This is a genomic window from Variovorax sp. 01T432, assembly GCF_056398605.1.
Genome location: NZ_JBFTPS010000010.1, coordinates 136,172 through 159,969, shown reverse-complemented (window position 1 = coordinate 159,969; position 23,798 = coordinate 136,172). Strand labels below are relative to the sequence as shown.

The following is a 23,798-nucleotide window of genomic DNA, read 5'->3' as shown; positions in this document are numbered from 1 at the left end:
GGTGGAGCGACCACCCCATCGAATGCGAGGGTCCGAAGTCTGGGCTGTGCCTTGGGCCACAGTAGGCTGCAAGTGGCTACCTCGGCCGAGCGCGAGGACCGCTTTGGGCAATTCACGACGAGAATGCCGGCGGCTGCAGTCGGCCATGAGCGGAAGTCCCGCCCAATCTTCCGTCCGGTCTCGTTTAACCTTGGTCAACAAAGCTTGCGGAGGTTTTCGTCATGCTTCAAATGCGACCCGGGTGCGAGTGCTGCGACCGAGATTTGCCGCCCGATTCGGCCGTTGCCCGGATTTGCTCTTTCGAGTGCACGTTCTGCAGTGACTGCGCCGAACAGCGCCTCGCCGGAATCTGCCCGAACTGCGGCGGTGAGTTGCTCCCGCGCCCACGGCGGTCGGCCGCCAAGCTTGCGAAATATCCGGCTTCGACCACGCGAGTGTTCAAGCCTGAAGGTTGCGCGACGGCACAGGGAACGTGGCCTCAGTAGGCGCGGTACGTGGTGTACGACAGCGCTTCGCCAACAGCCGTGACCGGCCAGGACCAGACATTCCGCACGGACGTCCAACGAGGCACATGAAGACCTTCGCGATAGCTGCCATTGACGGATACCAGCGGTTCATCTCACCCTACAAGGGCTTCAGCTGCGCACATCGAGTGCGGACGGGCGGAGCTTCATGTTCGCGGTTCGCAAAGCGAGCGATTGCTCGCCTGGGCATGGTGGCCGGCGTCCTGGTCACCATCCGCCGCTTTGAAGCATGCGCCGCCTCGGCACGAGTCCTCTCCAGCGCGGAAGGCCAAGCCGCCGCGGCGCCGCCGGAAGCTCCCGCCGAGGCTTGCCCGCTTTGGTCCCGCTGGGCGCGAGGAGACTATCAGGGTGCTGCGCGCGCGGGCCCGGCTAGGTCAGAATCCCGCCATCAGCTGACCTTCAACGCGGTCCTTTCAAATCAACGCATAGGCATGTCCATTCCTCAATTCCTCAACCTGGGCTCAGTTGCGATGGCGAGCCTGATGGCAACGCCGGCTCAGGCGCGCAGACGAGGCGGTAGTGGTGGCGAGGACCCGTTTCCATGGCTCACAGAGTTCATGGTGTACTTCCTACTGGGCATGCTCGCCTTGGCCGTCGTGGGTGCGCTGTGGCGCTACTTCACCCGACCCTCCGCCGCGGACATGGCCCGGGAGCGATGCATGAGACGTGTCTCGAGGCGAGAAGACAGAGCAAGGCGCCGACCGCAGCGCTGACGGCTATGCTCCGGCAATAACCGATAAGCGGCCGCTCTGCCTCAATATCCAGAACACCAAACGGAGAAATCACTTGAACGCTGGCGACTTATACGCAACGCCGACCAATCAGCATCGACTGGTACTCGACCGGACCTTGACTGGCGACATCGCCTTCGCCACGCGAGGGGGCAACACGCAACACGACTACAACCCATGCCAAGTTCAGCCGATGGCAACCTTTGGCTCTGAAGCGGCGATGATTCAAGCCGTCCCGCCGACGGAGCTTGCACGGGTCCAATTAAAGTTCGCACCCTACATCGTCGCGAACGGCATTCGATAGGCGGCTGCCTGCGGCCACCAGCAGTCACTCGTCCCCAACTCCCAATGAACCTGAAGACGGCCGAATCGCCAAGGACATTCCCTGGCAAGATTCGCCGTTCGTGGCCTCAGCTAGCGGAGGCCACAACAACTAGGACAACGCTCAATGGCGGAAGAGGCAACGGCCAAAACGGTTAAAGATTTCGGTGCGAGGTACAACCTGTGGAAGGAGTTCCTGACTGTTTGGCCCCTGAGCCGACTCACCACTATGACTTTGGAGGAGTACACGAAGGCGGGCTCGCACTCTACGTTCGCCTACTGGGTGGAGTACAAGCTCAAGGTTTTCGGTGAGATTTCCGGTGGCTCCGGCCGCACGATGCGCATTTTTTCGCGTGTTCCGGGCATCGACAAGGATTCGACAAATCCGAGCATCAAGAGGTCGGAAAAATACGGTTGGCTGGCTAAATACGGGGCGACGGAGCAGAAGGCCTTCGAAGCTGTTCGAACCGCGGTTGTCACGGTCGCGCAGGCCGCTGCCCGAGGGGATGTCCAGACAATCGAGAACGCCGACCTAGGCAACGCACTCAAATGGAAAATCGCCTTCCTTTACCAGCCCCAATCTGAGCCCTTCGCGATTGCGGTGTACCTGAGGGAGGCACTCAGTGCTTTCCTGGACAAGCCACCGGGTAAGGCTGCGAATAGCCAGCTGTATTCGGAAATCCTCCCGCATCGCACCTCAGCGGAAGGGCTTATCGAGTTCGGGGACCGGGTCTGGACCGAATGGAGCACCAAGAAGGTGGACGTCTGGAAATTCTCCCACGGGGACAAGGTGTTCACGAGGGATGAACTAGCTTCAATGCTCGCCGCGCGGGTCATCGTGACCGGGACGGACGCCCCGAAGGACCAAGGGGCAAAGTTCGTCGCCGCTAAGCACGGCACAGTGTTCTTCCTCTGTCACAGCAACAGCTTGCGGCTCCTCGGTCGATTAGTGGGCGACATCGAGCCCACCGCTAAGGGCGAACCATACGCGCAGCGGCGCTACAAAGTCCTGAAGCAGGCTTCTAACATGCGCGACACGGTAAACAGCAAACGCAAGTGGTCGCCAGGCGGCATCTCCACGTTTTTTCAGGTGCCGCACCTGCAACTCCTGGAGTTTGAAAGCGTCGTGTTGAAGCCGTTCTTCGACATGGACCTCCTGGACCTGGCGGCGTTGATTGCCGCAGATGACGCTGACGAAGACGAAGATAGAGTCGAAAAGGAAATATCCGTGACAAACGAGAGCGTCTCGCAGACCGGCTTGACCGAGGGCCCACTCAATCGCATCCTTTATGGACCTCCTGGTACAGGGAAAACCTACGAATCTGTGGCGGAAGCAGTGTCTATCGTCACCGGGCGCGAGGTCGGTGAGTTGGTCGCCGAATCCGAGTACACCAAGACCAAGGCGCTATTCGACACGCTTCGGAAGAGCGGCCAGATTGACTTCGTCACGTTTCATCCGTCCTACTCGTATCAGGATTTTGTTCAGGGTATTCGACCCTCAACCGACGATGGGGTGATTTCTTACGACGTACAAGATGGGGTTCTGATGCGTATCGCTGTCGAGGCCAGAAGAAACTGGCTGAAGTCAATGCAAGGGCGGGAGGGTGAGCTTGCTGACGCAGCCCGATTCGACCGCGCATACGACCAAGTCGTGCAGGATATCGAGGCTAATGAAGCAGGTGGCGTCAGCGCCAAACTCTCGTGTGGAACCGAGGTGACCGTGACCTTGGCGAAACGACGCGGCGGCCTGTACGTCAAATCGAAAAACGGGAGTGAGCCAGTCTCGCTCTCGCGGGCCAAGCTCAAGGCGGCGTGGGCTAAGAGGAGCGCCTCTTCGAAAGTCACCGCCATCAGCCGGCATGTGCCAACCTACTTTTGGGCCGTCGTCCAGCTACTGCAGGCAACTGACGAGCGCCTCGGTTCGGCCTCGACTGGGGAGGCGCTGAAGAACTATGTGCTTGTCATCGACGAAATCAACCGCGGCAACATCGCTAAGATTTTCGGTGAGCTCATCACGCTCATCGAAGACGACAAGCGCCTCGGAAGGCCGAACCAGTTGACGGCTCGTCTGCCCTATGCGGAAGAGGAAGAGGAGCCTTTCGGCTTGCCTCCAAACCTCTTCATCGTCGGAACCATGAACACCGCAGACCACTCCATCGCGCTCATGGACACTGCGCTGCGACGAAGGTTCGTCTTCAGGGAATTGATGCCTAGACTTGAAGCACTCCCGCAAGCCCCGGTGGGTGACGTCGACCTACCAAGGCTTTTGGAAAAACTGAACCGTCGCATCGGCTTCCTCTTTGACCGCGAGCACACCATCGGCCACGCCTACTTCTGCAACGCAAAGAGCTTCATCGACGTTCGGGATGCCCTGAGGTTCAAGGTTATCCCCTTGCTCCAGGAGTATTTTCACGATGACTGGTCCAAGATTCAGCTCGTGTTTGACGGCAAGCGCTCGGCATCCGGCCATCAGATTGTGACTGCGGACGAGGTGTCCCCCGAAAAGCTGTTCGGCACAAACGTGGATGGCTTGGAGCCCCGGAAGCGGTACACAGTCCAGCCGGATATCACCCTGGCCATGGTCAAAGCGATTTACGAATGAGCGGGTTCAGCGCCCTTGAATATGAGGGGTTGGCTGTAGTCGGCCAACTTCCGCAAGGGGACCCTAACGCGCCGGTCCTGACGGACGGGGAGGTCGACGAGTTGTACGCGCTGGGAAAGCGGATGCGTCAGCGAATCATTGAGCATACCGGTAGGAGCAAGGTGCGATTCCGACAATTCGTCGGCTTAGTACGGGTTGGCGGCAGGGACATTGAGGTCTTGCCAAAGATTGAGACGCCAGGAGAGCCACTTGGCATCGCCAGCGTCCGCGGGAACCTCCTCGCCATGCTGTTGGCGGCCTATGACGTGGAGGTTCATCTGCCAGGTGAAGCCCAGGCAGTCCTGGCGAAGTCAAGCTGGCTGGACGCTTTCATACTCATGTTCTGCCGAAACCTGGGAGAGCAGGCTCGCCGCGGCCTTACAAAGCGCTATCGAGTCGATGAAGATGACCTGCAGATGGTGCGCGGTCGGATTCTTGTTGACGAGCAAGTCCGCCGCAACTTTGTGCACAAGGAGCGACTTGCTTGTGAGTTCGATGAGTTGGACGAGGACCACGAACTGAACCAACTCCTGAAGCTTGCGCTTACCCGAATGCTTCGGCTTGCACGGTCCGCCGAAACTCAGCGCCACGTCCGAGAACTGCTTCTCTCGTTCGGGGCCGTTTCCATACGCACGTCGCAGGGCGCTTGGTGGCGCGGCGTCAAGCTAAATCGTTTAGCCGCTCGATTTGAGCCATCCAAGAAGATGGCACAGCTGTTCATCTCGAAGATGAGTCCTGACGTTGCCAAGGGAGGCAAGAGTTCGTTCTCGCTGCTCTTCGACATGAATCTCCTTTTCGAGGAATACGTCGGACGACAGCTCCGCAAAGAATTGGCTGCACACGGCCTCAGTGTGAGCTTGCAGCACTCTCAGCATCATTTGATGCAATCGGAGGACGGCGAGGTCAGCATGTTCCGTCTGAAGCCGGACATTGTCGTCGCCGGCGCAGGGGTGACCTACTGCATCGCAGACACCAAGTACAAGCGCCTGCAGCTGGAGGAGCGCAAACTTGGCGTCGCGCAGGCTGACCTCTATCAGATGCTCGGATACGCCCACCGCTACCACTGTGAACGTCTGCTGATGCTATATCCCTACGAGCAAGCCGCAAAAGTGCCATTGGACGAGGGTAGGTTGCTGCGGTATCAAGCGCGCAACACCACTGTCGTCGTAGGGCAAATCTGCCTCGCGGACCTCGGCAAGGTCCGGCAACAACTCAGGCTGCTATATCGACGCGCCGTGGGGCTGGCGAGTTTGGAGGCAATCGAACCGACGTAGCCTCTCAGAGGCAAAGGCGGACAGTCGCTGCAGCAGAATGCGGCTATAGGAAGACCTTCGTCGTGAACGCCGCGTCGGAATTGGTCTGGAACTCGCCGCGGAAGCTGTGATTGCTACGAGCATCTGGMTGGCACACGAGCTGTCTGTGGATGGCTGCTTGGACCGTGGGGCACTAGAGACTACGAGCATCGCCAATGCGTGATGGTGGGGAGGTAGGGCTTGGAGACTCGGTGATACTCTCATGCGAGAAGTCAGGCATGGACGAACTAAAACGGGCGCTGTCGGAAGCACTGAACCGCACTGGCTTCCGTGGGGGTGTCCGAATTTCTGTGTGTGAGGCGGTTGGTTGAATTGGTCTCGACTGATTTCTCTTCTGTCTTCAGGCCCCTGCCAGGCCGCCGGAGGCGCCCCCGGTTGAGCCATGTACTCATGCTCAACCTCCTGTTCTTCCGCCACCGTGATTGGGCTGCGTGAAGCGTTCTTCGTAGAGTATCGCGAACTGGTTCATGGCCTCGCGCCACTCCTTGGCCGCTCGGCCCCAATCAGCGGTGATGTTGCGCAGAGCCAGCCAGATGAGCTTGGTTGCCGCATCGTCGCTTGGAAAGTGCCCGCGCGTCTTGATGATCTTGCGCAGCCGGCTGTGCACGCTCTCGATGGCATTTGTTGTGTAGACCACGCGACGCACCGCCGGCGGAAACGCAAAGAACGGAATCACGCGATCCCAGGCGCGGCGCCACGCTGCGGTGACGGTGGGGAATTTCTGGCCCCACGGGCTGCGCTCGAACTCGTTCAAGGCCTCCAGAGCGGCCTCGGCGCTTGGCGCCGTGTACACCGGGCGCAGGGCTGCAGCGAGCAGCTTGCGGTCCTTCCAGCTCGCATAGTCCAGGCTGTTGCGAATCAGGTGCACGATGCACGTCTGCAGCGTGGTGGCCGGGAACACCGCACCGAGCGCCTCGCCGATACCCTTGAGGCCGTCGGTGACCGCGATCAGGATGTCGCCTACGCCGCGTGTCTTCAGATCGTTGAAAACCTTCATCCAGAACTTGGCGCCCTCGGTGTTCTCGATCCACAGTCCCAGGATGTCGCGCGTGCCGTCGGGCAGCACCCCCAGCGCCATGTAGATCGCCTTGTTGCGCACCACCGCCTCTTCGCGGATCTTCACGCGCAGCGCGTCGAAGAAGATCACCGGATACATCGGCTCCAGCGGGCGCGACTGCCAGGCCCCAACCTCGGCCATCACCGCGTCGGTGACCGAGCTGATGAACTCAGGGCTGACCTCGGTGCCGTATTGCTCGGCGAGGAAGCCCTGGATCTCGCGCACGGTCATGCCGCGCGCGTACATCGCCACGATCTTGTCGTCGAAGCCGGTGAAGCGTCGCTCGTGCTTGGGGATCAAGACCGGCTCGAACGAGCCCTCCCGGTCGCGCGGCACCTCGATACGCAGCGGTCCATCCTCGGTCAACACGGTCTTGCCGCTGGCGCCGTTGCGGTGGTTGCTCACGTCATCGGCCTTGGTCGCACCCGGCGGGTAGCCCAAGTGGTGCGACAACTCAGCGCCCAGGGCGCGTTCGATGAGCGCCTTCTTGAACGCCATCGAGGCGGCCTGCACCGCCTCGGCACTCATGGGCCCCTTCACGAACTGATCAATCAGTTCCTTGGGGATCGACGGCAAATCCGTCGCAGCGGCCGCTGCCGCCTTCGTCGTCTTCCTGCTTGGCATACATGCTCCTGGTCGTCATGCTATGCCTCGCACACAAAATTCCGGACAGGCTCGCTTCCGTTCGAGAACTTCGCGTTTGAGACGGCCATAGATGCTTCTTTGAACTTAACTTCCGCCAACATCGGCACATGAATGCTAAGGATGGTCTGCAAAACGGGCCCGAGCCTTGCATGATCTGAAGCCATGATTTCCAAACGCGTGACTCCCCCGAATCAGTTGGGCTTGGGCCTGAACCTGTCGACGAAGAAAACGCGCAAGCGCGAGTTCCTCGACGAGATGGATCGGGTGGTGCCCTGGAGCGCGCTGGTGCAGATCGTCGAACCGCACAGCCCTCGGGCCAAGACTGGCCGCCCGCCATTTGCGATCGAGACGATGCTGCGCATCCACTACCTTCAACAATGGTTCGGGCTGAGCGATCCGGCGATGGAAGAGGCGCTGCACGACGTGCCGTTGTACCGAGAGTTCGCGGGTCTGGGTGACGGCGTGAGCCGCCTGCCCGACGAGACTGCGTATTTCGGCGCATCGTGACCGCCGATTTCGGCATCGTGACCGCGCATTTCGGTCATCGTGACCGAGCTTTCATTTCGGCCCATCGTGACCGACCGTTTCGGGATCGTGACCGCCCATTTCGGCGATCGTGACCGCCGTGACGGCGCCCCGTAAGAAGGGCGCTGATCCAGCCGGCAGTGCTGCGTAGAGAACGCAACCCGGGTCTCCTACCCTCGACGGTTTTTGCCCTCGAGCCGCGGATGCCCAAGCAACAACTCTCTCTACGCATGATCAAAGATGTTCTCCGCCTGAAGTGGCACGCCCAGCTCTCGCACGAGCAAGTCGCCGCCACGTTGAAGATCTCCAAGGGCGTCGTCGCCAAGTACGTCGGCCTGGCCACCGCAGCCGGCCTGGACTGGGGCACCGTCCTGGACTGGAGCGAACAGCAGCTCTCTACTGCGCTGCAACCTCGCTCGGCAGCCGCGCTGTCCGTCGTCGTGCCCGACTGGGGCCGCATCCACCGCGAACTCGACCGCAAGGGCGTCACGCTGATGCTGCTGTGGCAGGAATACGTGGAGGCGAATCCGAAGGGCCGCACCTGGCGCTACACGCAGTTCTGCGAGCACTACAAGGCCTTCGCCGCCACGCTCAAGCGCTCGATGCGCCAGCACCGACGCGCCGGGGAGAAGATGTTCATCGACTACGCCGGCTCCACGGTGCCGCTGAGCGATGGCGCCCGCGCCCAGGTCTTCGTCTCGGCCATGGCCGCCTCCAGCTGCGTGTTCGCCTGCGCGACGCCCACGCAGCGCCTGGACGACTGGATCGAAGGCATGGTACGGGCACTGCACTTCTATCAGGGTGTGCCGGCGCTTGTCGTCCCCGACAACGCCACGGCCGTGATCGCCTCGGCCGACCGCTACGAGCCCCGTGCCAACGACACGGTGCAGGACTTCGCCCGCTATTACGGCACCTCGGTCCTTCCAGCGCGCCCGCGTTCTCCAAAAGACAAAGCCACCGCAGAAAGTTCGGTTCAAGTGATCGGCCGCTGGGTCCTGGCGCGGCTGCGGCACCACCGCTTCGACACCGTCGCGCAGGTGGACGCGGCTATCGCCCGACTGCTGCCCAGCGTGAACGAACGCCCGTTCCAGAAGTTGCCCGGCAGCCGCGCCAGCGTGTTCGCCGAACTGGACGCGCCTGCCCTGATGCCGCTGCCGCCACAGCGCTATGAACTGGCCCGCTTCAAGACGGTGAAGGTCCACATTGACTATCACGTTGAGGTGGACGGCCACCGCTACAGCGTGCCCCACGCACTGGTGGGGCAGACGCTGGAGGCACGGCTCACGAAGCACGCCGTGGAGCTGCTGCTGCGCGCTCAGCGGGTGGCCGCCCATATCCGCAGCGACCGGCGCGGCGGCTTCACCACGGTCGAAGCGCACATGCCCGCGGCGCACCGGGCACAGCTGCAATGGACGCCGCAGCGCCTGATCGAGTGGGGCCAGCAGATCGGCATGGCCTGCGGTGAACTCGTCACCCGGCTGCTGCAGACCTACAAGCATCCGGAGCACGGCTACCGCTCCTGCCTGGGGCTGCTGAGCCTGTCGCGGCGCTACGGCCGTGAGCGGCTGGAGGCGGCGTGCGAGCGCGCCCTGGCGCTGGGGACCGTGCGCTACCGGCACGTGCGTGACCTGCTGGCCAACAACCGCGATCTTCTCGCCCAGGAGGCGGCCGCGGAATGGACCAGCCCCGTCCACGCGAATGTGCGCGGCCCGGACTACTACCAATGAGGCGATCTGCCGTGACGCCTTCGCTCCCTGCAAACCACCGAACTCTGACCCCCATGCTCAACAACGCCACCATCGCCCAACTGCGCTCCCTCAAACTCCAAGGCTTCGCCGACGCGCTGCAACAGCAGCACGAGCAAGCCGACTGCCTGGGTCTGTCCTTCGATGAACGCCTGGCTCTGCTGGTCGAACGGGAGGTCTACGCTCGCGGTGACCGCAAGCGCACCCGGCTGCTGCAGAGGGCCCAGCTGAAGTACACGACCGCGACGTTGGAGGATGCGAGCTTCGAGGGCATCCGCGGCATCGATCGCTCGGCGTTGATGGGCCTGGCGCTGTCCACGTGGATCGAGCGTGGCGAGACGATCTGCTTCGCCGGCGCCACCGGGCTGGGAAAGACGTGGCTGGCCTGCGCGCTGGCGCAATACGCCTGCCGCCAGGGCCACTCGGCGCTGTACTTGCGCGTGCCGCGCCTGGCCGAGGAGCTGCGCATCCTGCACGGCGCGGGCAGCTTCCGGCGCTGGCTGCAGCAGTTGGCCAAGGTGGACGTGCTGGTCTTGGATGATTGGGGAACAGGCGCCATCGACGCTGCGACCCGGGCCGACCTGTTGGAGATCGTCGACGACCGCAGCGCCCAGCGGGCCACGATCATCACGCATCAACTCCCCATTGAGCACTGGCACGCGTGGCTGGGTGACCCGACCGTTGCAGACGCGATCCTTGATCGCTTGATGCAGCACTGCCGGCGCTTCACGCTCGAAGGTGAATCCCGTCGCACGCGACGCAACGCTGGTGTGGCAAACAAGTCGAATAAGACAACTCAGGAGGCCAAATCTTGACCTGACCCCACGCCGCCTACCCTAGACTCCACCCTCTACGCAACACCTGCCGCCGGACCGGCGGTCACGATCGCCGAAACGGGCGGTCACGATACCGAAACGACATTTACCGACGCCCTCAGCGGCGTCGGTCACGATGGCCGAAATGACCGGTCACGTTCGCCGAAATACGCAAGACCACCATCCTGCGCTTTCGCCATCTGCTGGAGGCCCACGATCTGGCCGTCGACATGCTGCGCGTGGTCAACGACATCCTTCAAGCCAAGGGCTTGTTGTTGCGCACTGGCACTGCTGTGGATGCCACGCTGATCGCCGCGCCCAGTTCGACCAAGAACGCTGAAGGCGAGCGTGACCCCGAGATGCATCAGGCCAAGAAGGGCAACCAGTGGTACTTCGGCATGAAGGCTCACATTGGCGTGGATGCCGCGTCGGGGCTGGTGCACACGGTTGTTGGTACGTCGGCCAATGTGAGCGACATCAACGTCGCCGGAGCGCTGCTGCACGGCGAGGAGCACGCGGCCTTCGGTGACTCGGGCTACCAGGGCGTGCACAAACGAGCAGAGGCCGCAGGGCCAACCTGGCATGTGGCGATGCGCCCGGGCAAGCGCAGGCTGCTCAACCCGTTCATCGAGCCGGAGTTCGTGGCCGAGCGCGTTGAGAAGATGAAGGCCAGCATCCGAGCCAAGGTCGAGCACCCATTCCGGGTGATCAAGCAGCAGTTCGGGTTCACGAAGGTGCGCTATCGAGGCTTGGCGAAGAACACGGCGCAGATCGTCACGCTGTTCGCGCTGTCGAACCTGTGGATGGCGCGGCGTAAGTTGATGGAGGTCCGGGGATGAGTGCGTCTGCGAGGCCCGAAACGGGCTTGCAAGGCGGCCGCAGCGGCTGCCCCGCGCAGCGAATCGTTGCCGACCTTGCGCGATCGAGCCATCTGGTTGCGGCGACATCACCTTGTTCATTCAGACGTGATTGCAGAACGTCTTCTGCAGACCATCCCTAACCAACGGCGCAACGGTCTCCGAACGGCCGCTTTCCGCATAAACGTACACCCGCTTTGGGCCCGAACCGGGCCTACAGCGGACGGCAACGGGGCCTGGAAAAGCGGCCGTTGGATGCTCGCTGCACCTTTCCGCCCGCGGAACTTTGAAAAACCGAGCGGTGCAAATTTGAAAACGACGCTCGCAAGCTGTTGATTTTCCCGCGTTAACAAGTGCGACAACTGTGGAGGAACTCATTCGTTCGTGTTCGTTCGTTCCGTGCTGTCATTCGGACGGGAAAAATCCGGCCAGGATCATGCTTCCAGCGGTGGGCGCCTTGGCGGGCGAGGGCCGCGAACGAAAACGACGCCACAAAAGGTTGCGCGACTCACAGGACCGCCCGCAGTCCTGTGAGCTCACATCGTTCCCTTGACCTCGTCACCGTGAAGCGGCATTCCGAGCGCGCGGAGCTTCTGCTGCACCGTTGCGACCGAGACCTTGCGGACGCTGACGCCCGTGTCGATCGCGACTGCGGCCGCGACCCCGGCCGCCTGGCCGGTAGCCATGCAAGCGGGCATGTTGCGCGAGCGCGCATGGGCGGCGTGGTCGGCTGAGATGCAACGGCCTGCCACTAGCAATTGCTCAACACCCAGCGGCAGCAGCGCCCGATAGGGAATTTCGTAGGGGCGCAGACCCTGGAAGTCGACGTCAGCGCCTTTGGGATCGTGAATGTCCAGCGCGGACGCATCCGCTGCAATGCTGTCTTCAAAGTGCGTACCCTCGATCGAGTCTTTGCCGCTCAGCGTGTATTCCCCGGTCACGTGGCGCGTCTCGCGCACGCCAAGCACCGGCGCGATAGCTTCGATGCGCGCTTTCTCAAAGCCCGGGATCGTCTCGCGTAGATAGCGCGCAACGCCTTCAATTTGCCTATAGCACTCGAGCACCGCATTGGTGAATTGCACGGGATCGAACACGTCCACATTCGTCACGCGGGTGCCATTCACGTACATGCGGCCGTCGGCGGTCTTCAGCGTGATGTTGTCGCGCTGCAGCTTGACGCCTGTCTTCTCCTGCCAGGCGCGAAGGGATTTGTTGAAGCCGGTGAGCCAGAGCCCGTAGTCCAGGCCCTCGACCGTCTTCGGTATCGCGCGCGCGGGCACGTCGTCCGTGCTCTTGGCCCATTCGGAGAGGCGCACCAGGTCGACGCGGTCCATGGTGAAGTACATCGAGACTGGCTGCATGGTCTTGGCCTCCCCACCGCCGCCCATGACGAACGGGGCACCGGCACGCGTAGCGATGTCGGCATCGGCCGAGCAGTCGATGACGACCTTGCCAGCGATGAACTGGCGGCCGGTCTTGCTCTCGACGATCACGCCCTTGACCGTATCGCCCTCGACCACCGGTGCGGAAACGACGGTCTCGAAGAGGATCTGCACGCCGGATTCTGCGCACAGGCGCGTCAGAATCATCTTCATCATCTCCGGGTCGCAAGGAGAGGCGATCTTCACGCCACCGGTCTTAACCACCGCCATATAGTCTTCGCCGGCGCCGCCGGTGGCGCGCGCGAGGTTCCAGACCTCGAGCGGCAGCCCGCCGACGAGTGCACCGGATGGCTTGGTGTTGAGGCCGAGCGTGAGGTTGCCGCCTAGCGATCCGAAGCGCTCGATCATGACGACGCGCTTGCCTTGCCGCGCCGCGGAGATCGCCGCGAACGGTCCGGTGGTGCCACCTCCGACGACGATGACGTCGGTTTCCATCAGCAGTGGCGTTTCGCGTGCCGGCTCGGTGATGAAGGTCTGTGCATTGGTCATGATGTTCATTCCAGTTCGATGTTGGCCCGCTTGACGACGGGGCCCCATTTGTTGATCTCATTGGCCATGAAGCGGCCGAATTCTTCGGGTTTGTCTGCCACCACGGTGGCGCCCATGCCATCCAGCCTCTCTTTGATGTCGGGCGAGGTGAGGATGGCGACGACTTCTTTGTTGAGCCTGTCGACGATGGGTCGCGGTGTGCCCGCGGGCGCCAGCAGCCCGAACCAGGCCGTGGCCTCAAAGTTCGGGTAGCCGGCCTCGGCCATTGTTGGCACGTCGGGCAACGCGGACGCGCGCGTCTTCGTCGTGACGGCGAGGGCACGCAACCTTCCCGCTTTGATGTGAGGCGCGACCGGCACGATGTTGTCGAACATGATGTCGACTGAGCCGCCCATCAGGTCGACGTGGGCGGGCGGGCTGCCCTTGTAGGGCACATGCAGCATCTCGATGCCGGCCAATGACTTGAAGAGCTCGCCCGACAACTGATGCGACGTGCCGGGGCCGGACGACGCGAAGGTGATCTTGCCCGGATCCTTCTTGGCGAGCGCAACCAGATCGGCGACATCCTTCACTGGCAGGCTGGTGCGCGTGACTAGGACGAGCGGCGTGATAGTCATCAGCGTGATCGGAACGAAGTCCTTTGCCGGATCGAAGGGCAGTTTGCGATAGACGTGCTTGCTGATCGGAAGCGCAGCGGTTGCGATGGTCAGGGTATACCCGTCGGGTGGCGCCTTGGCTCCTGCGTCGGTGCCAATGTTGCCGCCGGCGCCTGGGCGGTTGTCGACCACGACAGGCTGACCGAGCGCCTTGCCGAGGCGCTCGCTCACTAGGCGGGTGATCGTGTCCGAGGCCTGACCGCCGGGGTAGGGCACGATGATCTTGATCGGCTTGCTGGGGTAGTCGTCGGCCTGCGCGCTGGCGCAGAGGGCCATCGCCATGGCGAGGGCAAAGGTGGCTCGCTTCATCTCTCTTGTCTCCTTGATGGCAGTGCCGCGCAAGCGGCGGATCGGCATCCATCGCGCGCCCCAACGACGCGCGAGCGCAGGCGGTTTAGGCCGACTGCCGGATGGAAAAGGCATCGGGCACGTAGGCCCTCAGCGTTGTCTCGTAGGAGCGCCTCACGTGCTCCGCGGCAAGTGCCTGCGCTCGGGTTTCGTCACGGGCCTTGACGGCCTCGAAGATCGCGCGGTGGTCGCGAACGGCCGCCTGCCGGCGCACAGCGTCGGCCTGCGCGACAGTCCGGCGCGACAGCACGATCTGCGCGTTCAGGGAATTCAGCATGACTTCAAGCCGCGAATTGCGCGCCGCCTTGATCAGCGTCGAATGGAAGTCGTGCCCAAACTGGGCCCACTTCGCGTCGTTCTTCTCTCGCTCGTATCGCTGGCACAGGCGCTCCAATTCGGCGATCTCGGCCGCCGTGGCGCGCATTGCGGCGTAGCGCGTGGCGCTGGCCTCAAGCACTTCACGCAACTCGAAGAATTCACGCAAGTCATCAAGAGAACGAAGCGGCACGGCATATCCGCGCGAGGGCAACTGCTGTAGGTAGCCGTCACGCGTGAGCAGCTTCATGGCTTCTCGAATGGGAGTTCGGCTCATGCCGAGGCGATCGGCCAGGTGGATTTCGTACAGCGGCTCTCCCGGAACCAGCGTACCTTGCACGATGGCTTCGAGGAGTTGGTCATAGGCGCTCGCGGTGAGGCCGGACGGCTTTGATGTCTGCATCTACGGATTCTCTGTGTATACACAACGTCCACACTGTGCCGTCATCGGATGGAGGTGTCAATGGGGGCCGCTCCCGTGAAAGGGTTGTTGCAGTCTCGGCATCACGTGCCTGGTTCGCCCGCAATTGCTACCGCTGTGCCGGCGGCGCGGAGCTCTTGAGCAGGAGAACTCGTCAGGACCTTGACGAAGGGCCGGTGCGCAATTCGATCCCGCGCGCACGTGAGGCACACGGGCTCTTCCCCAGGCCTAGGTAGGTCCGCTTGCTACTGACGATCTCCAACTGCGGAGCGGAGTTCTCCACCGCAGCAGTGGAACAAGCTTCCGGAGGCGATGGGCCGTGAGGCATCGGAACGGAGCCGTCGCCCTGACGACCTCGACCGGCCGGTATTGCGCGAGGTCATCCTCATCGGATGAGCCGGCTTCGCCTTGCTGCACTTGCTGACCCGGAAGAGTGAAGTACGGCCGCAAGTGGCAGATCAGCCGGGTGCGTGCAGAGTAGCGCTTATGCCGCGCCTGTCTCGAAGAGCAAACCGCCTCACGGCCTTCAGGAGCGGCCGGCCGCGTTCGCGGGCGGTCGCTCTGCGATGGGTGACGCTGACGCTGCTCACGCTGGCGGTTTTCATGCTCCTGGCCAGGTTCGGCATGTTCTTTCGTTGACGTGGCGAGCGAAGCCGGTACTACGACAAGGGTCGCTGAATCGTGCTCGGTGAGCTGGGTCTCTTTCATCACGTCTAGCACCTGCTCACCCGTCTCGGCGAGGCGCAGATCGTTCTACCGGCTGCGCTGCTGGCGACGCTGGCGCTGCTGCGGCATCCGGATGCACGCCCGCTCGCGACATGTTGGGTCGCATCGCTGGCCGCAGCCACGCTCGTAACGACCGCGAGCAAGGTGGCGTTCATCGGCTAGAGCATCGGCTGGCCCGAGCTGAATTTCACTGGCATCTCGGGGCACGCCATGTTTGCCGCCGCCGTCTATCCGTTGCTGCTGGGCGCGCTGGCCCCGCCTGCCTCGCGGGCTAGCCGCCAATTCGCCGTGGCCGCCGGCTTCGGGGTGGCGCAGCTCATCGGGGCCTTCGAGGGTGGTGGTTGGCGCGCATTCGGTTTCGGAGGTGCTGGCCGGTCTATTGGTGGGCGGCACCGCCAGCGCCGTGGCGCTGAACTGGGAGGGTCTACCGTCCGCCAGGCTGATCAGGCCTCTCGTTCCCGCCGTGGTGGCACTGTGGCTGATGCTGATGCCGGTCCAGGGGCCGGCATCAAGGACGCACTCGATGGTGACGAGGCTCTCCATCCTGCTCTCCGGACAATAGGCTGCCCTATACGCGCAGCGGCATGCTGCGCGACCTGAGGCGGCGGCAGGCCTCGCCGTGCCGGACACTCGCGTGCATGCCGACGATCACCGCGCCGGCCGAGGCCTGAACGCCACGCCCCCCGGGCTTCGTAGGGGCGCGGCGTCTGAGTGGTGATTCGCCATTGAGGTAGCCAAAATCGCGCCGCAACGGCGGGCGTCAGCGCGCGCGCGGCGGCCGGATGCGGCGCTACCCGTTAGACCAGTCTGCAGGTGGCGGTGCCCCTTGACGCTCTTCGTTCTTGATCGAGCTGCGGCAGCGGGGGATGACCTTCCTCAGTGAATCCATTGTCGGCTAGACCTGACGGCCCCGCGCACGTGAGTTGACGCTCGCATTCAGCTGTGGAAAAGATTGTGGCGCTGCGACGACGTGGCGACCAGGCTCCGCATTGCCGTGTTTGCTCATCTCGAGGTGCTACCAATGAGAAACTGGGTGCTGCAACGCGCCGAAACGAGAAAGTCAAGAATTTGTTTTCCCCGCGACCGGTGCATGACTCTGTGGATAACCCAGCGAGCATCTCGCCGGAACCGCACCCTGCCTCGCTTCCACTGCGGTGCTCAACGAACGAGCAGCTTCTTCCGTCGGCAATATTTTTTTGTACGCATCAGGCTGACAGAGGATGAGCCGCGGTGATAGTGCGGGCGGCAACTCGCCCGGCCCCAGACAATGGGACGTAGGCCCGTGGTCGGCGAGGTTCCCGAGCCTTAATCACAAGCTTGCCAAGTGTTCGTTGTCAAGGCCGGTCGCAGGTTGTTTCCCTACGGCGGCTAAGCCGCCTAGCCCACGGCCGAAATGAGGCCCGCTATCGACACTTCCCACTTTGAGTCCTCTTTGAGGACCCTCACCCACAGCCCAAACGGGCGCGAAGGAGCAGAACATGGCGACAGACAATGGCGAACTGGGTGCCGGCCAGCCGAACCGTGATCCCCTCACCGGGACGCCCGGCGCACATCCAGTGGGCACAGGAATGGGAGCAACGGGCGGAGCGCTCGCGGGCGCAGCAGCGGGGAGCCTTGCCGGTCCCGTCGGCACCGTGGTTGGCCTCGTCGCCGGCGCCGTTGCTGGTGGCCTGGGCGGAAAGGCCGTGGCGGAAGTGGTGAATCCCACGCAGGAGGATGCCTACTGGCGTGTGAGCTACAGCGAGGAGTCGTACTACGAAGCCGGCCGGCCCTACGACGACTACCGCTCGGCGTATGAATTGGGTTGGTCAGCTCGTGCGCAAGGCGACAGCTTCGAAGAGGCAGAAATGGGTTTTGCACGGGACTGGGGGACGCGCCGCGGCACCTCGAGCCTCGATTGGGAGCAGGCGCGCCCTGCGACCAAGGCCGCATGGGAGCGCGCCGACGAGACCTATTACGGCAAGCAGGCGAACGGCGAGGACATCGTGAGCCAGGGAGCCCTGTCCGATGACGACGTGGTCGATGTGCTGAACGATTTGCTGGAAAACGCGCATGATGGCGAATACGGCTTTCGCACCTGCGCCGAGCAGGTCGAAACGGCAGCCGCCAAGCAATTGTTCGCAGCCCGGGCAGAGGACTGTAAGGCGGCAGCGGCCGAACTGACGCGTCTTATCGTGGAATACCGCGGCCAACCTGCCGCTGGTGGGACGGTCGCAGGGGCAATGCACCGGGGCTGGGTGCAGGTCAAGGGCGCCGTTGGCGCGGATAGTGAACTGTCGATTCTGGAGTCTTGCGAGCGCGGAGAGGACACTGCTATCGCTCGTTACCGGAAGGCCCTCAAGCAGGCGCTTCCGGAGGATGTGAGGGCGGTTGTGCAGCGGCAGGCTGACGGAGCTCAAAGGAATCATGACGAGATTCGAGACCTGCGTAACGCGGCCAGAGCACGCGGCTAAGCCTGCAGACCTTGGCGCTCGGCCGCCATTTCTTGGGGGGCGCGTAGAGACTTGACTCGTTGCGCGCGACGCGTCTCGCAACGCCTAGAGCTTCTTCAGGACCTCAGCCCCGGGCGCTGTCATGGTGGGCTGGAACTCCACAATATCCGCGCGAGCGCATCCGCTCTCCACGAATGGGTCTCTTAGGAGCAGCTTCTCCAGTTTCTATCGGTCACCAGACCGCGCCAATATCACGCCTCCCTGGCGTGGGACCTGGCGGCCAGACGCGAGGAAAAGGCCGCTGCGGTAGTGCTTCTTGAGCCACGTCACATGCTTGGGCATAAGGGCATCAAGTTCGCCCACTGGCCGCAGGTAGGTCAAGGTGACGACGAACATATGGCGGCCTCAAACCTTGGGCTTTCGTTTCGAAACATTGAACCCTAGCGTCTTCATCGCCCCAACGAGCGACTGCCTGGTGTTCCAGTATCCCGACCACGGGTCCTCCGTGTGAAACGACAGGTACTCCCGCGCGTTCGCAATCGTCCACTGTGCTCCACTCTTGAGCTTGGGCAAGACATCCCAGGCCACGGGTATCGACACGCCGAGGCCGGGCCGAGCCCTGGCCGAGAACGCCGCTGCCGTCGTCGCTCCGTGGCCATTGCGTAGGTAGTCCACGAACAACTTGCCGACACGATTCGAGGCGCCACTCTTCGCTACAAACCTAGACGGAATCGTCTTCGCCAAGTGGAGAACGACAGCTTGCGAGAACGCCTTCACGGTCTCGTAGTCGAAGCGCGGCGCGAGCGGCACAACGACGTGCAGGCCCTTACCGCCGCTTGTCTTCAACCATGCCTTCAGGCCAAGCTCTGAGAGCAGCGTGTGCACGAGCGTCGCCGCCTCCTGGACGTGTTGCCACGACGTTCCTTCGCCCGGGTCCAAGTCAAAAATCATCCGGTCTGGCTTGTCGATGTTCTTCGCGAGCGAATTCCAGGTGTGGAACTCGATGACGTTCATCTGAGCTGCGCTGGCCAGTGCCTGGGCCGTGCCCACCTCTAACAGTGCGCCATGGCCTGGCCACAACTTCTTATCCCACTCCTTGACGCCGGGCATGCTCAACTTGTCGTCGTGTTTCTGAAAAAAGAGTTCTCCGGTGACCCCGGTTGGGCCGCGCACCAGCGAGCACGGTCTGCCTTTCAGGTGAGGCATTATCCAGTCGGCAACCGATTCGTAGTAGCGAACGAGGTCCAGCTTCGTGAGCGTGGTGCTGGGGTCGATGACACGGTCCGCATTGCTGACCTTGACGCCTCCAACAGCCTGCTTGCCGGCGGGCTTGAGCGGCGCCGACCGCAGTTCTTTGGCCTTCTCCCGCACGATAGCGCTGGCGGGCTTGTCGGTGCGGAGGGATACATAGGAGGCATGGCGAATCTGTCCATCGGGTGTCCATTCCGCGAACGCGACCTCAGCGACCGCGCGTGGCTCGACCCAACGTTCGCTGCCCGCCACACGCTTCGACCAGCGCCCCGGCTTCGCCGCTCCTGCGGTGAATGGCGACTTGGGAACCTCAAGCTTCACGAGCTTCTGTTTCAGGTCTCCAGCCTCTTCCGAGTTCCACCCCGTGCCCACGCTTCCAACGGAGACCAGGTCACCGTTCGGCGCATGCACCCCGAGGAGCAAACTGCCAATCTGCGGCGAAGCATCGCTGCGGTCCGTGTAGCCGCAGACGACAAACTCCTGACGCTGCTTGCACTTCAGCTTGAGCCACGTCTCGGTCCGCCGTGATGTGTAGTGGGCATCCAGGCGCTTGGCGATGACGCCCTCGAGGTTCAACTTGCACGCCGAACTGATCATGGATGCGGGGTCGGCTTCGAAATCGGCGCTGTATCGAACGTGCTCCGAGGCGCGTTCCTTCAGGAGCGCTTTCAACAGCTGCCGTCGAGCGCCGAGCTCAACGACGCGCAGGTCATAGCCCTCGAAGTAAGGCACGTCGAAGAGGAAGAAGACGATGGCGTCACTGCCGGTCCCGCGGTCGAACGCTTTCTGCAGGGCATTGAAATTCGGCAGCCCGGTATCGTCGAGGACGACGATTTCGCCATCGAGCCAAGCAGACTTGATGCCAAGCTCCTCGAGCTCCTTCACCAGCTGCGGCATCTTCGGTGACCAGTCGTGTCCACCGCGCGTGATGAGCATGGCTTTGCCGTTCGCGATGCGGGCCATCACTCTGTAGCCATCGAACTTGATTTCATAGACCCATTTGCCCTCGGGGGGAAGGCCGGTGGCGAGCGTCGCGAGCTGGGGGCTCATCTTTGCTGGAAGGGGAGCCTTGACCGCCCCGGGGAGGCCGGCATCCGCGCGCACAGCGGCCTTCTTCGCACTGCCTTTGACCTTGGAGGTGGTCGGCGCAGGTGATGCTGCTGCCGGCGCTCGCAACGGCTTTGCAATCACGCTGTCCGGCAGCGCGGTCACGACGTCATAGTCGGACTTGGGCCGCGCGAATTCATCGCGTTTCTTGAACAAGAGCCATGGCTCCTGCTTCTCGCCGCCATTTGCAATCTTCACGAGTTCCCAGAGACCGGCCATCTTCTGGCCGAATATCCGGAAAGCGAGTTTTCCTTTGGCCAGCCCTTCATGCGGGTCGCCGACCGGTTCCCAGGTGCCGTTGTCCCAGACGATTACCGTGCCTGCGCCGTACTGCCGCGGAGGAATGGTTCCCTCGAACGCGCCATAGGAGAGCGGATGGTCCTCGACATGGATTGCCATGCGCTTGTCCGCCGGGTCGAAACTCGGGCCTTTGGGCACGGCCCATGAGACCAGCACACCGTCCAATTCGAGGCGGAAGTCGTAGTGCAACCTGCTGGCGGCGTGTTTCTGAATCACGAAGCTCAGCGCCTTGCCGGGCTTGCCATGTTCGCCGCGGGGCTCGGACGTTACAGCGAAATCGCGCTTCGACCAGTATCGCGCGAGGGGGCCGGAGGGGGAGTCCAATGCTGCCATGTGCGGAGCGTAAGGTCGGATGGCAATGGGCCCGACGGCGAACGGCTCGAAGGAATGTCGGATTCGCCCTCCTTCAAATCAGCGCATCGACTGGCCTGCTTTCTTGGTGGGCCGCCGACCATCGCGGTTGGTGCCGTCGAGCATCCTTGGCAATTCATACCCGAACGGAGCAAACCATGGCAGACGACAAGAGCAAGCCAGGCGGACAAGACCGCACGCGTATCAACGTCAATGAAGACTATGAGCTGAGAGACTGGTCAAAGAAGTTCGGCGTCACGCCCGAGCAGCTCAAGGCCGCAGTTCAGGCGGTCGGCACGAGCGTAAGCGCGGTGGAGCAGCACCTTAAAGGACGCAAATAGCACAGGAAGGCAACCCAAGAGGGTGAGCTCCAATGACCTGCATTCGCGCCAAGGACGCGGCGGCTCGGCCCGACCAAGGAAGGGCATTCAGCGGCTTGGCGCTTCCGAATAGGAGCACGGGGGTCCGCCCAGCTGCCGGAGAATGAATTTCAGGAAAGGTAGGGCATCGTGGCCGATTGAACCGTCACAAGGTCAGGTGTGTGAGACTGCTCAACGTTTCTCGGGCTAGGTATTCCCCAGCAGGGTCCCGGACGGCCTCTGTGCCCACATGGACTGCCTACGCGGCCAATTGTTCGAGCGTTTGCCCGGCTGCTAGGGCCTCTTTCAACCATCGCGGGCGCGGACCCATGCCGGTCCAGCTGTTGCCAGCTTGGTCGCGATACTGCGCCTTCGCCTTGCGCTTGCCGGGACCCTTTGCTTTCGCATTGCCGCGGGTAGCCTTCGTAGCCACGGAACCCGTTGCGAAATCTTCGAGCGTCTTGCCGGCATTCAGTGCATCTCGCAACCAATGCGGCCGCGGGCCTCGACCTGACCATACGTTGCCGTTGCCATCCCCGTACTTCGCCGACTGAGAAGCAGCACGGTTCGAAGCCTTCGCCTTCGCGGCTCCCGACGATTTAACTCCGAAACCCAACTGCTCCGCGGTCAGTCCGTATTCGGAAATCGCGACTTTGATGCGGTCGACGACCCCCTTGACCTCGGTGTCGCGTAGCTTTTCTGCCTGCCGCTGGAGCGCTTCGATTTGCTTCTGAAGTTGCGAGTAGCTCTGGGTCATTGGGTTCTGGTTTCAAGGTTGTGATGAAGTAGTGACTCTATTCGAATTGGGGAGTCTCCATCAACAAAGACCGGATTTCCGAACGAATCCACCCCCGAATGCAGCTAGCTGAGCCACCCAATTGCTACCGCGGCTGCTAAGAGCAAAAATCCGACCTGTAGTTGCCAGTCTCCCTCGGCGGAAAACCAGATAACGAGAATCATAGGTGTTACGAATGCCATCATGGCCAGCATCTCATGGTTCATCGGCGTCACCCTGGTCCAGCCTGTTGAATCTCGTCTGGTCCTGCCATCGTCGGACGAGGCGCACGGCATCAGTGTGCGCGTCCTCAAGAGCCGCTTCCTCGGTGTCTCGAACCCCGAGGCAGGCGTGCTGCACGCGCAGGGCGCGCGGGCCAGTTAGCAAATTCACCCGTCCTTCGTAGAATTCTCCATTGCGAACGGCAAAGGCAAACGCTGTGACCTCACCGGATGAAAAGCAAAAATCCATGACGCCTCCTGTGGGAGCGGCGGAGGAGCGAATGCTGCCCCCAAGCGTGGTTTGAGGCAATGGGCGGTATTGCGGGCCCCTGGGCTGCTCGTACGGCCATCGCGCGGTTGTGTTGGGCTGAGGGCCGATTGCAAAGATGGTCTTCTTGAATCGCCCGGCGCATGAGGCGCAAAATGAAACGTGGATTCAATTGTTGCCTGCCTCAAGCTTGCTCACGCAGTATCCGAGGCACGCGGATATTGCCAGCAGACGCTCACGCAGCCGGGACCAGATGAAGGCCGCCACCAGTGCCGGGTAACCCTTGTCGAAAGGGAGGGCAGGTTCAGCGAAATGAGCGAAGTTGCAATGCTGTCAACCATCACCTGCCCGCAGTGCGATCACGTGAAAGAAGAGACGATGCGCGTGGATGCTTGCCAGTGGTTCTACGAGTGTGAGAACTGTGGGCAGGTGCTGCATCCAAAGAAGGGCGACTGCTGCGCCTTCTGTTCGTACGTCACGAACAAGTGCCCATCAATCCAAGCTAGCCAGCCTCCCTGTCGCTCATGCTGAGGCGCTCGCTTGCAGGGCGCCTCCGGCACATCAGGAACATAGGCGTTGGGGCCCCGCATGTTGTGCTTGGCCTAAGCATCCCAGTGACTAGCGCGGTGTCAGCCCGTATGAATGGTCTTCGTCCAGAACCCATGCGACTGCGCCCCGCTTTCCGACATTCATCTGCACGTTTCCGCCCGAGCCATCGTTATTGACTTCGAGGCGCAGCAGCGGGCAGCTTGGAAATCGCTTTCCAGGGATGATGGTCGTGGTTGAGGCTGACTTGGTGACTTCGGCGGGCACCTCGACGTTCAAGCAATCATCGACAGTCGTGCCCTGCATGCGAACGCTGTAGGCACCGTTGGAACTCTGGAACAGGACAAGCTTGCCATAGGTAAGGCCGTTTCTGAGCCCGACCATGCTACTGGAGCGTACGAAGCTACCGGGCTCGACCTTCAGATTCCATTCCCCCACGATTTCGGCGCCAGCCAGAGCGGGTGCGGCGAGGGCGATGACGGGTAGCGAAATCACTAGTGCTTTGTTTGCGATGCTCATTTGGCCTCAGGTGCTGTCTGACTGTAGTCGTCTTGGTTGTTGGCCCAGCTCGTGGGATCTCGCCGGGGCTTCATGGGATATCGGCAGAGGGTCGCATT

Annotated in this window: 20 protein-coding genes and 2 pseudogenes; 13 read left to right on the top strand and 9 right to left on the bottom strand. The window is 62.3% G+C overall.

Features of this window, described 5'->3' with window-relative positions; genetic code table 11:
- The first annotated feature begins 221 nt into the window (after nucleotides 1-221).
- The 5 genes from AC1DNF_RS10990 to AC1DNF_RS10970 all read left to right on the top strand — a co-directional run bounded on the left by AC1DNF_RS10990 (nucleotide 222) and on the right by AC1DNF_RS10970 (nucleotide 5,491).
- Entirely contained in the window at nucleotides 222-485 is a 264-nt protein-coding gene (locus AC1DNF_RS10990) for a DUF1272 domain-containing protein (protein WP_478148613.1), read from the top strand.
- Nucleotides 486-571: 86 nt separating this feature from the next.
- A complete protein-coding gene (gene yidD, locus AC1DNF_RS10985) occupies nucleotides 572-1,237 on the top strand; it encodes a membrane protein insertion efficiency factor YidD (RefSeq protein WP_478148612.1) in 666 nt (221 codons plus the stop codon).
- Between the two features lie 73 nt (nucleotides 1,238-1,310).
- On the top strand, nucleotides 1,311-1,559 hold the full coding sequence (locus AC1DNF_RS10980; RefSeq protein WP_478148611.1) for a hypothetical protein: 249 nt from the start codon (nucleotides 1,311-1,313) through the stop codon (nucleotides 1,557-1,559).
- Nucleotides 1,560-1,703: 144 nt separating this feature from the next.
- Entirely contained in the window at nucleotides 1,704-4,178 is a 2,475-nt protein-coding gene (locus AC1DNF_RS10975; protein ID WP_478148610.1) for an McrB family protein, read from the top strand.
- The gene (locus tag AC1DNF_RS10970) at nucleotides 4,175-5,491 is read left to right on the top strand and encodes an McrC family protein (protein ID WP_478148609.1); all 1,317 of its coding nucleotides are present in this window, start codon (nucleotides 4,175-4,177) and stop codon (nucleotides 5,489-5,491) included. The genes AC1DNF_RS10975 and AC1DNF_RS10970 overlap by 4 nt, the downstream gene beginning before the upstream one ends.
- A 433-nt stretch (nucleotides 5,492-5,924) precedes the next feature.
- On the opposite strand, the gene AC1DNF_RS10965 is transcribed toward AC1DNF_RS10970, so the two are convergent.
- Nucleotides 5,925-7,211, bottom strand: a complete 1,287-nt coding sequence (locus AC1DNF_RS10965) for an IS256 family transposase (protein ID WP_478148608.1) — start codon at nucleotides 7,209-7,211, stop codon at nucleotides 5,925-5,927.
- Nucleotides 7,212-7,394: 183 nt separating this feature from the next.
- On the opposite strand from AC1DNF_RS10965, the pseudogene AC1DNF_RS10960 reads away from it, so the two are divergent.
- From AC1DNF_RS10960 to AC1DNF_RS10945, 4 genes and pseudogenes are all read left to right on the top strand, one after another.
- Nucleotides 7,395-7,718 (top strand): annotated as a pseudogene (locus tag AC1DNF_RS10960) (transposase); the annotation flags it as partial.
- Between the two features lie 242 nt (nucleotides 7,719-7,960).
- The gene (istA, locus tag AC1DNF_RS10955) at nucleotides 7,961-9,484 is read left to right on the top strand and encodes an IS21 family transposase (protein ID WP_478148607.1); all 1,524 of its coding nucleotides are present in this window, start codon (nucleotides 7,961-7,963) and stop codon (nucleotides 9,482-9,484) included.
- A 53-nt stretch (nucleotides 9,485-9,537) separates the two neighbouring features.
- Nucleotides 9,538-10,317: an IS21-like element helper ATPase IstB gene (istB, locus tag AC1DNF_RS10950; RefSeq protein ID WP_478148606.1), complete on the top strand. Its 780-nt coding sequence runs from the start codon at nucleotides 9,538-9,540 to the stop codon at nucleotides 10,315-10,317.
- 173 nt (nucleotides 10,318-10,490) lie between these two features.
- Nucleotides 10,491-11,156, top strand: a pseudogene (locus AC1DNF_RS10945) (IS5 family transposase); the annotation flags it as partial.
- A 554-nt stretch (nucleotides 11,157-11,710) separates the two neighbouring features.
- Here AC1DNF_RS10945 and AC1DNF_RS10940 read toward each other — a convergent pair.
- The 4 genes from AC1DNF_RS10940 to AC1DNF_RS10925 form a co-directional block, all read right to left on the bottom strand.
- A complete protein-coding gene (locus AC1DNF_RS10940; protein ID WP_478148605.1) occupies nucleotides 11,711-13,114 on the bottom strand; it encodes an FAD-dependent oxidoreductase in 1,404 nt (467 codons plus the stop codon).
- Nucleotides 13,111-14,118, bottom strand: coding sequence for a tripartite tricarboxylate transporter substrate binding protein (locus AC1DNF_RS10935; RefSeq protein WP_478148604.1), 1,008 nt, complete (start codon nucleotides 14,116-14,118; stop codon nucleotides 13,111-13,113). Before AC1DNF_RS10935 ends, AC1DNF_RS10940 begins: the two co-directional genes overlap by 4 nt.
- A gap of 37 nt (nucleotides 14,119-14,155) precedes the next feature.
- The gene (locus tag AC1DNF_RS10930) at nucleotides 14,156-14,827 is read right to left on the bottom strand and encodes a GntR family transcriptional regulator (RefSeq protein ID WP_478148603.1); all 672 of its coding nucleotides are present in this window, start codon (nucleotides 14,825-14,827) and stop codon (nucleotides 14,156-14,158) included.
- Nucleotides 14,828-15,598: 771 nt separating this feature from the next.
- Entirely contained in the window at nucleotides 15,599-16,114 is a 516-nt protein-coding gene (locus AC1DNF_RS10925; RefSeq protein WP_478148602.1) for a hypothetical protein, read from the bottom strand.
- Between the two features lie 935 nt (nucleotides 16,115-17,049).
- Here AC1DNF_RS10925 and AC1DNF_RS10920 point away from each other — a divergent pair.
- Nucleotides 17,050-18,024: a ferritin-like domain-containing protein gene (locus tag AC1DNF_RS10920; RefSeq protein WP_478148601.1), complete on the top strand. Its 975-nt coding sequence runs from the start codon at nucleotides 17,050-17,052 to the stop codon at nucleotides 18,022-18,024.
- Between the two features lie 204 nt (nucleotides 18,025-18,228).
- Here the strand turns inward: AC1DNF_RS10920 and AC1DNF_RS10915 are convergent, their stop codons facing one another.
- Together AC1DNF_RS10915 and ligD are read right to left on the bottom strand one after the other, a co-directional pair.
- Nucleotides 18,229-18,399: a YciI family protein gene (locus tag AC1DNF_RS10915; RefSeq protein ID WP_478148600.1), complete on the bottom strand. Its 171-nt coding sequence runs from the start codon at nucleotides 18,397-18,399 to the stop codon at nucleotides 18,229-18,231.
- 9 nt (nucleotides 18,400-18,408) lie between these two features.
- The gene (ligD, locus tag AC1DNF_RS10910; RefSeq protein ID WP_478148599.1) at nucleotides 18,409-20,994 is read right to left on the bottom strand and encodes a DNA ligase D; all 2,586 of its coding nucleotides are present in this window, start codon (nucleotides 20,992-20,994) and stop codon (nucleotides 18,409-18,411) included.
- A 176-nt stretch (nucleotides 20,995-21,170) separates the two neighbouring features.
- Here ligD and AC1DNF_RS10905 point away from each other — a divergent pair, with 176 nt between their 5' ends.
- On the top strand, nucleotides 21,171-21,353 hold the full coding sequence (locus AC1DNF_RS10905) for a DUF3606 domain-containing protein (RefSeq protein ID WP_478148598.1): 183 nt from the start codon (nucleotides 21,171-21,173) through the stop codon (nucleotides 21,351-21,353).
- Between the two features lie 277 nt (nucleotides 21,354-21,630).
- On the opposite strand, the gene AC1DNF_RS10900 is transcribed toward AC1DNF_RS10905, so the two are convergent.
- Nucleotides 21,631-22,128: an H-NS family nucleoid-associated regulatory protein gene (locus tag AC1DNF_RS10900; protein WP_478148597.1), complete on the bottom strand. Its 498-nt coding sequence runs from the start codon at nucleotides 22,126-22,128 to the stop codon at nucleotides 21,631-21,633.
- 222 nt (nucleotides 22,129-22,350) lie between these two features.
- On the opposite strand from AC1DNF_RS10900, the gene AC1DNF_RS10895 reads away from it, so the two are divergent.
- The gene (locus tag AC1DNF_RS10895; protein ID WP_478148596.1) at nucleotides 22,351-22,530 is read left to right on the top strand and encodes a hypothetical protein; all 180 of its coding nucleotides are present in this window, start codon (nucleotides 22,351-22,353) and stop codon (nucleotides 22,528-22,530) included.
- A gap of 417 nt (nucleotides 22,531-22,947) precedes the next feature.
- Entirely contained in the window at nucleotides 22,948-23,166 is a 219-nt protein-coding gene (locus AC1DNF_RS10890) for a GDCCVxC domain-containing (seleno)protein (protein WP_478148595.1), read from the top strand.
- Nucleotides 23,167-23,253: 87 nt separating this feature from the next.
- Here the strand turns inward: AC1DNF_RS10890 and AC1DNF_RS10885 are convergent, their stop codons facing one another.
- The gene (locus AC1DNF_RS10885) at nucleotides 23,254-23,700 is read right to left on the bottom strand and encodes a hypothetical protein (RefSeq protein WP_478148594.1); all 447 of its coding nucleotides are present in this window, start codon (nucleotides 23,698-23,700) and stop codon (nucleotides 23,254-23,256) included.
- Nucleotides 23,701-23,798 lie beyond the last annotated feature (98 nt).